We start from the raw sequence: 10,310 nt of genomic DNA, 5'->3' as shown, positions 1-10,310 counted from the left end.
AATTTTTTCGGGGGCCATTTCGCGGGCCGAAACAGCCAGCGGATCGAAGCCGTCGGATCAGGGGCGCGGGCGCAGGATCAGCAGGGCGTCGGACACCCGCAGCGTCTCGGCCCGCACCAGCCCGGCCAGCGCCGTCGCCGTCCGCACCGGATCGTCCAACCGGTAATTGCCGGTGATCCGGCGGTCGGCGAGGGAGTCGGGAACCAGGATCAGCCCCGGATAATAGCGGTCCAGCTCATCCAGAACCTCGCCCAGGGGGCGGTCCTCGAAGACCAGCCGGCCATCGACCCAGCCGAGCGCCGCGGAGAGGTCGGCGGGGTGCTCCGCGCCGACGCCCGACGCCGTGACCACCACCTCCTCGCCCGCGCGCAGACGGACGGCGGGACCGCCGGACCGCGCCACGTCGACAGTGCCGTGGCGCACCGTCACCGTCACCCGGTCGTCGAGGTAACGGACGGCGAAGGCGGTGCCGACCACGGTCACCACGGCGGGACCGGCCGCGACCCGGAAGGGGCGGGCGGGGTCGGGCGTCACCTCGAAGAAGGCGGCCCCGCGCAGCAGCCGGGTCCGCCGCTCGCCCCCCTCGACGTCGGTGGCAAGCGCCGTCCCGGTGTCCATCAGCACCCGCGATCCGTCGGCGAGTTGCAGACGCTCCTGCACGCCGGTGGCGGTGCGGTGGTCGGCCTGCAGGCGCAGCGGCAGGTCGGCGGCCAGCCCCAGCCCGACCGCCACCAGGAGTCCCGCCGCCCACGCCATCGCCCGGCGACCCAACGGCCGGGAACGGCGTGGCTGCCGGAGCGGAACGGCGGGCGCTTGGCTGCGTGGCGGGCTGTCAGGAACCGTTGTGGCCGGAACCGTTGTGGCCGAAATCGCTGTTGCCGTCAGCGCTTCGGTGAGGAGGGGCGAGGCCCACATGTCCTGCGCCAGGGCCCAGGCGCGGGCGTTGCGGGGATCGGCGGCGCACCAGTCGGCGCAGGCCCGACGGCACTCGTCTCCCGCGTCCTCCGCCTGCAGACGGATGAACCAGTCGAGCGCCTGCTCCAGCGGTAAGGAGGGGTCGGTGTCGTCAGGCATGGGGCCGGGAATGGGTGTTGCGGGTGGTGCCGTCACGGTTTGTCTCTGTGTAAGACGTTCGGGCCGGCGGAAACCCGCAATCCTTCCCGGTCGAGCCGGGCGAACACCTCCAGACAGGCCAGCAGGGCGGCCTTCAGATCCTTCTGCACGGTGCTGACCGAGACGTCGAGCCGCTCGGCGATCTGCGCGTGGGACAGCCCCTCCATCCGGTTCAGCAGAAGAATGCGGCGCTGCCGCTCGGACAGGGTCGCCAGCGCGGCGTTCATCCGGGCCAGCCGCTGGCGGTCGCCGGCCTGGGTTTCCGGAGAGGGCAGGGGGGCGGCAACCTCCTCCACGCCTTCGACGGTGGTGTCCTGCACGACCACCCCGGCGAGCCGGCGCTCCCGCCGCAGATGATCGAAGGCCAGATTGCGCGCCGTCTGGAACAGGAAGGGCAGGGGATGGTCCACCGGCCGGTCGCGTTCCGCCGCCCTTACCTTGAGATAGGCCTCGTGCGCCAGATCCTCGGCGGTGGTGGCGCTGCCGACCATGCGGGACAGCAGGCGGACCAGCGTGCTCCGGTGTCCCATGAACAGAGCGTCGAGCGACGGCTTGGCGGTGTCAGCCATGCACCACCGGACGAGGAACCGGCGCCTTCACGCGGTGCTGCTCGGGGATGCGATGCTGATCGGGCATGGCGTCGCCCCGTTGCTCCACAGGAAAGCGGCTTGGCCGCGCCATGACCGATGCATGACGGCGGCAATATACTTAGAATGCGTATCATTCGCAATAATATGTTCCGCCTGGGGAACCGCCGTGCACCGGGGCACGGCGGTTCCCCGCGCGTCAGCGGGCCAGCTCGAAGCGGATCGGCTGCGCGCCCTGCCACAGGGTGCGCTTGCCGAGTTCGGCCAGATTCTCCAGCCCTTCGGTGATGGTGATGAAGTGGTTGCCGGCGAGCTGGCCCATCTTGCTGGAGAACTGGACGCCGCCGTAGGCCAGCAGGATCTCGGTCTCGCTGATGCCGCCCGGATAGAGGATGATCTGGCCCGGCGCCGGGTGGCTGGTGTGGTTCTCGTAGCCGAGGCCGAAATCGGTGTCGCCCAGCGGAATCCACACGCCTTCGCCGCTCCAGCGGACATGGACGATCTGGCCCTCGTAGGGCAGCAGGCTGCGGAACTTGGCGCAGGTCTTCGGCGCCGCCGCCGACTCGAAGCGGGCGCCGAAGGTGAAGGGGCCGGCGGTGATGGTCAGGGCGTCCATGGTGTCGTGGTCCTCGTGTCCTGGGTTCTTATAGGCCCCACCCTAACCCTCTCCGGCCCGGCGGGGGAGGGTTAGGGTTGGGGGAAAATGCTTTGTGGGGGGAATGTGCTTTCTCAGACCGCCGTCACCTTCGGGCGCGCCAGATCCGGCGTGTCGCAGCGCAGGAAGGCGCCCCGGCCGGGCTGCGCCACGCAGGTGCCGCCCTCCACCACGACCTCGCCACGCGACAGCACGGTTTCCGGCCAGCCGGTCACCTCCAGCCCCTCGTAGGGGGTGTAGTCGACGTTGTGGTGCAGCATGCTGTTGGTGATGGTGACCTTGCGGTCCGGGTCGTAGATCACGATGTCGGCGTCGGCGCCAATGGCGAGGCTGCCCTTGCGCGGGTGCAGGCCGTACATCTTCGCCGGGTTTGTGGCGGACAGCTCGACGAAGCGCTGCAGGCTGATGCGGCCCTTCTTGACGCCTTCCGAGAACAGGATGGGCAGCCGCGTCTCGATGCCCGGCACGCCGTTGGGAATCCAGTTGAAGGGCGTGTTGGCGCCGTGCAGCATCTTGCCCTTGGGGTCCTGGTAGCGGAACGGGGCGTGGTCGGACGACACGATGTGGAAGGTGCCGCCGGCCAGCGCGTCCCAGACCGCCGCCTGGTTGGCCTTGTCGCGCGGCGGCGGGCTGCAGATGCACTTGGCCCCCTCCATCCCGTGGCCGTGCAGGTCGTGCTCGGTCAGCACCAGGTATTGCGGGCAGGTCTCGGCGTAGATGCGCATGCCGCGGCCCTGCGCCCAGTGGATCTGCTCGATCGCCTCGCGGCCCGAGACATGGACGATCAGGATCGGCACGTCGGCGAGTTCGGCCATGGCGATGGCGCGGTGGGTCGCCTCGCGCTCCACCAGCATCGGCCGGGAATCGGCGTGGTAGCGTGGCGCGGTGTGGCCGGCGGCGAGCAGCTTGTCGGTCAGCCAGCCGATGAAGTCGGCGTTCTCGGCGTGGATCATCGCCATGGCGCCGTCGCGCCGGGCGACGCTCAGCAGCTCCAGCACCTGCCGGTCGTTCAGCTTCATGTCGTCGTAGGTCATGTAGATCTTGAACGACGTGTAGCCGTCATGGATCAGCGCCGGCAGGTCATGGCCGAGGAGCTGGTCGGTCGGGTCGCTGACGATGAGGTGGAAGGCGTAGTCGATCACCGCCTTGCCATCGGCCCGCCGGTGGTAGTCGGTCACCGCGTCGCGCAGCGACTGGCCCTTGAACTGGCAGGCGAAGGGGATGACCGTCGTGGTGCCGCCGCAGGCCGCCGAGCGCGTGCCCGTCTCGAAATCGTCGGCCGACTGCGAGCCGTCGCTGGTCGGCTGGTCGAGGTGGCAATGGCCGTCGACGCCGCCGGGCAGCACCAGCTTGCCGGTCGCGTCGATCTCGCGGGCGCCCGGCCCGAGCCCAATGCCGATGGCGGCGATGCGGCCGCCGATCACGCCGAGGTCGGCGGCGAACACGTCGGACGCGGTGGCCAGCGTGCCATGGCGGATCACGGTGTCGAACTGCGGCATAGAACTCTCCTTGGTCCTTTAAGAGGCGGTGCTGGTCGGGTCCGGATTACAAAAAATAGCCGCCCGGATTGGCCTCGGCGGCGATGGCGCGGCGGGCGTCGTCCTGGAGGTTGCGCAGATGCGCCAGCATGGCGGCCTTGGCGGCGGCCACGTCGCGCCGCTCGACCGCCTCCAGCACCGCCCGGTGCTCCGTGTCGATCTCGCCCTTGCGGTGGAAGGTGCTGGAGATGCGGAACAGGCGTGCGACGACGCGCATGCGCGTGATGGTCTCGGCCAGCGTCGCGTTGCCGCTGACGCGGGCGAAGAAGCTGTGGAAGTGGTTGTCGTAGAGCCAGTGCTGCATGTCGTCCTCGCTGCCGTCCAGCGATTCGAGCCCGCGCCGCAGCTCGGCGAGGTCGGCGTCGCCGACCAGCGGTACCGCCGTCTCGATGGCGTGGCACTCCAGCAGCTCGCGCATCTGCATGCACTCGAAGAACTCGCGGGCCGAGACGACGCGGACGCGGTAGCTGCGCTCGCTGGTGCGCTCCAGCAGCCCCTCGCCGACCAGCCGGACCAGCGCCTCGCGCATCGGCGTGCGCGACACGCTCAGCCGCTCCGCCAGCCGCCCCTCCGGCACCTCGGCGCCGCCGGGGATCTGGCGGCTGAGGATCAGCTCGCGCAGATGCCCGTAGGTCTGGTCGCCGAGGTTGGCGGGCCGGGGGAACAGCGGGTCGGGCAGGGGGGGAGTCATGACCGGAGCCTCACTGGCCGTCGACGATCGCGATGTTGCGGTAGGCGCGGCCGAAATGGCGCTCGATGCGGCGCTGGACGATGTCCCACAGCGAGGTCATCAGCAGATAGTAGAGGGCGGCCACCGTGAACAGCTCCAGCACCATGAAGCGCTCCTGGATGAGCAGCTGGGTGCTGCGCAGCAGCTCCTCCATCGAGATGACGGAGGTGACCGAGGTCGTCTTCAGCAGCCCGTTCACGCTGTTGCCCAGCGCCGGGATGATGATGCGGATGGCCTGCGGCAGCACGATGTAGACCATCACCTGGGCCGAGTTCAGGCCGAGCGCGCGGCCGGCGTTGCTCTGCCCGGCGGCGACGCCGAGAATGCCGCCGCGGATGATCTCGGCCAGATAGGCGGCCTCGTTGAGGATCAGACCGATCAGCGCGGATTCCGTCACCGACAGCTTGATGCCGATCTGCGGCAGGCCGGTGTAGATGATGATGAGCTGGACCAGCAGCGGCGTGCCGCGGAACACCCAGATGTAGGCCTGCGCCGCCGCCGACACCCAGCGGTAGGGCGACAGCCGCAGCAGCGCCAGCAGGCAGCCGACCACCAGACCGCCGGCGATGCCCGCCAGCGTCAGCCACAGGGTCGTGATCGCTCCGCTGAGCAGGTAACCGTTGAACAGGTAGTCGAAGAAGCCGTCCCAGTTCCAGCCGCTGGTCATTCCGTCAACCTTTCGCTCTTATCCGTCGCGCGGGCGGCGGCCGGGACGCGCCCCGCCGCCGCCCGCACCCACTCACATGCCCGGGCCGTTGACCTTGAAGGCGCCGTCGTTGGGCAGCAGGCCGTACTCCTCCATCAGGGCCTTGTAGGAGCCGTCCTTCTGCATGTCGTTGAGGACGGCCACCACGGCCTCGCTCAGCGCCTTGCTCTTCATCGCCAGGGCGACGGGGGTGGGGAACAGGCCGTGCAGGGCGCGGTCGAAGTCGCCGCGCTTGCTGTATTCGGCCGCCGTCGGGTCGATCGCCACCGACGCCTCGGTCTGGCCGGCGCGCAGCGCCTGATAGGCCGTGGCGAAGTTGTCGAAGGTCTTGATCTCGATCGGCTTCAGGCCCTTGGCGACAATCATCTTGTCGAGTTCGCGCAGCTTGCGCTCCTCGAAGCCGCCCAGCTCGACGCCGACCGGGCGGCCCGACAGGTCCTCCGGCTTGGTGATCTTCAGCGGGTTGCCCTTGGACACCGAGATGCTGATCGCCTGGGATTCATAGTTGATCATCGGCATCATCTTGGCCCGCTCCTCGGTCCAGAAGATGCCGGTGTTGATCAGGTCCCAGCGGCCGGCCTGGAGACCGGGGATCATCGCCGAGAACTCGATGCGGACATACTCCGGCGTCAGGCAGAGACGCTTGGCGATCTCGTTGCCCAGCGTGATGCGCATGCCCTTCAGCACGCCGTTGGAATCGACGAACTGCATCGGCGGCAGGGTCGGGTTGGTCGACATCACCAGCGTGCCGGGCTTGATCAGCTCGGAATCGGCGACCGCCGGCTTGCAGCCGGCGGTTTGGGCGGCGGTTTGGGCGGCAGCCGGCAGCGCGAACAGGGTCAGGCCGGCGGCGATCAGCAGCGTACGAATGGTCATCGTGGTCACCTTCTCTCGTGTTCAGGCGAAGTGATCAGGCGAGGGAGTTGATCAGCCCGTAAGCCGCCAGATCGGCGCGCAGGGCCTCGGCATCGCCCGCCGGCAGCGGCAGGCGCGGCGCGCGCGGGTCGCCGACGGGAAGGCCCATCATGCCCAGCCCGGTCTTCGACGCGGCGACGTAGCGGTGGCCGCCGACCCAGCGGACGATCGGCAGCATCTTCTTGTAGAGCGCCAGCGCCTGATCCTTGTCGTTGTGGTCGGCCACCAGCTCGAACAGCCGGGCCGAATCGCGCGGGATCAGGTTGGAGCAGACGGCGACCCAGCCCTGGGCGCCGAGCCAGAAGGATTCGTAGCCGAGGATGCCGGCGAACACCGTCATGCGGTCGCCGCACAGCTCGATGATGTCGCGGACCCGCGTCACCTCCAGCGTCGATTCCTTGATGTAGAGCACGTTGTCGATCTCGCTCAGCCGCGCGACGATCGGCGGGGTGAGGTCGACGTTGGCGGTCGCCGGGTTGTTGTAGATCATCACCGGCAGCGAGATCGCCTCGCCGATGCGGCGGTAATGCTCGAACAGCTCGTCGGGGGTCGGGGAGCTGTAATAGGGCGGGATCACCATGATCCCGTCGGCACCCATCCGCTCCGCTTCCTTGGCGTGGGCGACGGCGTCGCGGGTCCATTCGGCGCCGGTGCCGATCAGCACGGGCACGCGGCCCGCCGATTCCTGCACGCAGATCTCGATGACCTGGGCCCGCTCCTCCGGGGTCATCGACAGGAACTCGCCGGTGCTGCCGAGCGGGATCAGCCCGTGGATGCCCTGCTCGATCTGCCAGTTCACCAGCTTCTTCAGGGCCGGAACGTCCACCGCACCACCGTCGGCGGTGAAGGGGGTGATGAGAACCGTGTAGGTGCCGCGCAATGCCGTCATGGGTTCCCCCAAGCTCCTGCCTAATTTTTGACCTTGCCTAAATACTACTCGTATACTATCTGTATACAGGAATCCAGCGCATTTTGACGCACCCCCGAAAAGCCGCTTCCCACCGCAATCCGGACACAGCCGCCCGCCCATGCGCCTCGAACATCCAAGCGTCCGCCGCGACGGCGCCCTCATCGAGATCACCTACGACGGCGAGCGGATTCCCGCGCTGGCTGGGGAGACCGTGGCGGCCGCCCTGGCGGCGCACGGCGTCGCCGCCTACCGCCACACCCGCGACGGCGGGCGGCGCGGCCTCTATTGCGGGATGGGTGCCTGTTTCGAGTGTCTGGTGACGGTGGACGGCAAGGCGAGCCAGCGCGCCTGCCTGACCAAGGTGGCCGAGGGTCAGGTCGTCCGTTCGCAGCCGCCGGCCGGCACCGCCGCCGATCCGCTGGTCCCGCTGGTGCCGCCGCCGCAGGGTGCGGCTCCGGAGGAGCGGGCGCCCGACCTGCTGGTGCTTGGCGCCGGCCCGGCCGGTCTGGCGGCGGCGGAAGCAGCGGCGCGGCGCGGCGCCGATGTGGTCGTGCTCGACGAACGGCCGCAGAGCGGCGGGCAGTATTTCAAGCCGCTGGCCCCCTCGCACCGCGCAGACCGGCCGACCGACCGACAGTTCCGCGCCGGCCGCGCCCTGGTCGACGCGGCGCGGCTGGCCGGCGCGACGATCGTCCAGGAGGCGACGGTGTGGGGCGCCCACGCGCCGGACGAGGTGGTCGCCGTCGTCGCCGGGCGCGAGACCGTCTTCCGGCCGCGCCGGCTGGTGATCGCCAGCGGCGCTTACGAACGGCCGGCGCCCTTTGCGGGCTGGACGCTGCCCGGCGTGATGACGACCGGGGCCGGGCAGACCCTGGCGCGCGCCTACCGGGTGGCGCCCGGCCGCCGGGTGGTGATCGCCGGCAACGGCCCGCTCAACCTGCAACTGGCCTGCGAGTTGGTGGAGGGCGGCGTCACGGTGGCCGCCGTGCTGGAAAGCGCGCCGCGCCCGTCGCCCGCCCAGTGGCGCGCCCTGTGGACGGCCGTCCGCTCGGCCCCCGGCCTGATCGGCGACGGCGCCCGCTATCTGCTGCGGCTGCGGCGCGCCGGGGTGCCGGTGCTGTGGTCGCACGGGGTCGTCGCGGCGGAGGGCGCGGCAGAGGGCGCAGCGGAGGGCGCGGAGCGTCTGGACCATGTGCGCTACGCCCCGCTCGGCGCCGACGGCGCGCCGCGGCTGGGCGAGGCGGTCGCCGTCCCCGCCGACGCGTTGTGCCTGGGCTACGGCTTCATTCCCTCCACCGAGATCGCCCGCGCGCTCGGCTGCGCCCACCGGCTGGTCGACCGCCATCTCGGCTACCTCGCCACCGAAACGGCGGAGGACGGCGCCACCAGCCTGCCCGGCGTCTTTGCGGTCGGCGACGGCGTCGATCTCGGCGGGTCGAAGGTGGCGCAGGCGCGCGGAACCCTCGCCGGGATCGCCGCCGCCGCCCAGCTCGGCTTCGCCGACACCGACCCGGAGCAGGGCCGGCGGGCGCGGACCGACCTGCGGCGGGCCGAGGGCTTCCAGGCCGCGCTGTGGTCGATCTACCAGGCACCGCCGCCGCGTCTCGACGCCGTGCCCGACGAGGCGATGCTGTGCCGCTGCGAGGAGGTCACCTTCGGGCAGGTCCGCGCCGAGATCGCCGCCGGCCATGACAGCCTCGCCGCGCTGAAGCGCAACACCCGGCTCGGCATGGGGCGCTGCCAGGGCCGCTACTGCGCCGCGACCGCCGCCCTGCTGCTGGAGCAGGCCACCGGCCGGCCGCGCGCCGCCGAGCAGTATCTGGCGCCGCGCCTGCCGGCCAAGCCGACCCCGGCCGGCGCCTTCGCCTTCGAGAAGCCGGAGTGGGGCGGCCACCAGCGCGCCATCACCCCCAACCTTGCCCGCCCGCTGGAGGACGGCCCGCTGCCCGACCAGGAGGCCGAGATCCTGATCGTCGGCGGCGGCGTGGTCGGGGCCTGCCTCGCCTACTACCTGACCCAGGCCGGCCGCGACGTGCTGGTGGTCGAGCGCGGCGACACCAACCTGCAGGCCTCGGGCGCCAACGCCGGCAGCCTGCACGTCCAGCTGCTGTCCTTCGACTTCGGCGCCAAGGCCGAGGCGGGCGGCGGGCCGGCGGCGGCGACGCTGGCGCTCGGCCCGCGCTCCATCGCGCTGTGGCGCGACCTGGAGCGCGCCTGCGGCGCCGACTTCGAACTGGCCGTCACCGGCGGGCTGATGGTCGCCGACAGCCCGGCCGGCATGGAGTTCCTGCGCGCCAAGGCGGCGCTGGAGCGGCGGTACGGCGTCGAGAACGCCATCATCGACGCGGCCGAGCTGCGCCGCCTCGCCCCCGCTTTGTCCGACGAACTGGTCGGCGCCGAATACGCCCCGCAGGAGGGCAAGATCAACCCGCTGCGCGCGACCTACGCCGTGCTGGAGCAGGCGCGCCGCCAGGGCGCCCGCTTCCTGCGCGGGGTCAACGTCACCGGCATCGCCGCCGCGCCCGCGGTGGAGGGCGGCGGCTGGCGGGTGGACACCCCGCGCTGCCGCATCCGCGCGAAGCAGATCATCAACGCCAGCGGCCCCTGGGCGCGCGAGACCGGGCGGCTGGTCGGCATCGACGTGCCGGTGCACAGCGCGCCGCTGCAGATGATCGTCACCGAGCCGGCGCCCAAGCTGGTCGGCCAGCTCGTCGCCCACGCCGACCGCCATCTCAGCCTGAAGCAGGCGGTCACCGGCGGGCTGATCATCGGCGGCGCCTGGACCGCCGTCTTCGACCCGGCGCGCCGCTTCAACACGGTGTCGCGCTCCAGCATCGAGGGCAACCTGTGGGTCGCCCGCCATGTGCTGCCGCAGATCGCCGGGCTGCATGTGGTGCGCGCCTGGGCGGCGATGAACATCAACATCGACGGGGCGCCGATCATCGGCCCGGTGCCGGGGTTGCCCGGATTCTTCAACACGGTGACCTCGAACGGCTACACGCTGGCCCCGGTCGTCGCCCGCATGACCGCCGACCTGCTGCTGGACGGCCGCACCGACATCGACCCGACGCCCTTCCTGCTCGACCGGTTCCGCTGAGCGCCCCTTCCCATCCAACGCCCGGCGCCGCAGCGGCGCCGCCCATCCGCAAGAGAAGC

At 70.9% G+C, this 10,310-nt stretch carries 9 protein-coding genes; 1 reads left to right on the top strand and 8 read right to left on the bottom strand.

Annotation, left to right across the window (positions count from 1 at the left end):
• Positions 1–57 precede the first annotated feature (57 nt).
• The 8 genes from ACFPMG_RS28925 to dapA all read right to left on the bottom strand — a co-directional run bounded on the left by ACFPMG_RS28925 (position 58) and on the right by dapA (position 7,133).
• On the bottom strand, positions 58–1,110 hold the full coding sequence (locus tag ACFPMG_RS28925; RefSeq protein WP_376998664.1) for a FecR family protein: 1,053 nt from the start codon (positions 1,108–1,110) through the stop codon (positions 58–60).
• A complete protein-coding gene (locus ACFPMG_RS28920; protein WP_376998662.1) occupies positions 1,107–1,682 on the bottom strand; it encodes an RNA polymerase sigma factor in 576 nt (191 codons plus the stop codon). The genes ACFPMG_RS28925 and ACFPMG_RS28920 overlap by 4 nt, the downstream gene beginning before the upstream one ends.
• 217 nt (positions 1,683–1,899) lie before the next feature.
• Positions 1,900–2,316, bottom strand: a complete 417-nt coding sequence (locus tag ACFPMG_RS28915) for a DUF3830 family protein (protein WP_040137713.1) — start codon at positions 2,314–2,316, stop codon at positions 1,900–1,902.
• Positions 2,317–2,429: 113 nt separating this feature from the next.
• On the bottom strand, positions 2,430–3,854 hold the full coding sequence (hydA, locus tag ACFPMG_RS28910) for a dihydropyrimidinase (RefSeq protein ID WP_376998659.1): 1,425 nt from the start codon (positions 3,852–3,854) through the stop codon (positions 2,430–2,432).
• Between the two features lie 46 nt (positions 3,855–3,900).
• Positions 3,901–4,584, bottom strand: coding sequence for a GntR family transcriptional regulator (locus ACFPMG_RS28905; protein WP_376998657.1), 684 nt, complete (start codon positions 4,582–4,584; stop codon positions 3,901–3,903).
• A gap of 10 nt (positions 4,585–4,594) precedes the next feature.
• Positions 4,595–5,290 carry an amino acid ABC transporter permease gene (locus tag ACFPMG_RS28900; protein WP_094305872.1) on the bottom strand — a complete coding sequence of 232 codons (696 nt, stop codon included), beginning with the start codon at positions 5,288–5,290 and terminating at the stop codon, positions 4,595–4,597.
• A 72-nt stretch (positions 5,291–5,362) separates the two neighbouring features.
• Positions 5,363–6,205, bottom strand: coding sequence for an ABC transporter substrate-binding protein (locus tag ACFPMG_RS28895; RefSeq protein ID WP_376998655.1), 843 nt, complete (start codon positions 6,203–6,205; stop codon positions 5,363–5,365).
• A gap of 34 nt (positions 6,206–6,239) precedes the next feature.
• On the bottom strand, positions 6,240–7,133 hold the full coding sequence (gene dapA, locus ACFPMG_RS28890) for a 4-hydroxy-tetrahydrodipicolinate synthase (RefSeq protein WP_114859251.1): 894 nt from the start codon (positions 7,131–7,133) through the stop codon (positions 6,240–6,242).
• A gap of 139 nt (positions 7,134–7,272) precedes the next feature.
• Between dapA and ACFPMG_RS28885 the strand changes: the two genes are divergently transcribed.
• Positions 7,273–10,251, top strand: coding sequence for an FAD-dependent oxidoreductase (locus ACFPMG_RS28885; RefSeq protein ID WP_376998652.1), 2,979 nt, complete (start codon positions 7,273–7,275; stop codon positions 10,249–10,251).
• Positions 10,252–10,310: the final 59 nt, after the last annotated feature.

It is taken from the genome of Azospirillum himalayense (assembly GCF_042657465.1).
GTDB lineage: Bacteria > Pseudomonadota > Alphaproteobacteria > Azospirillales > Azospirillaceae > Azospirillum > Azospirillum himalayense.
The sequence above is the reverse complement of the archived record's forward strand: the minus strand, read 5'-3'. Positions and strand labels throughout refer to the sequence as shown.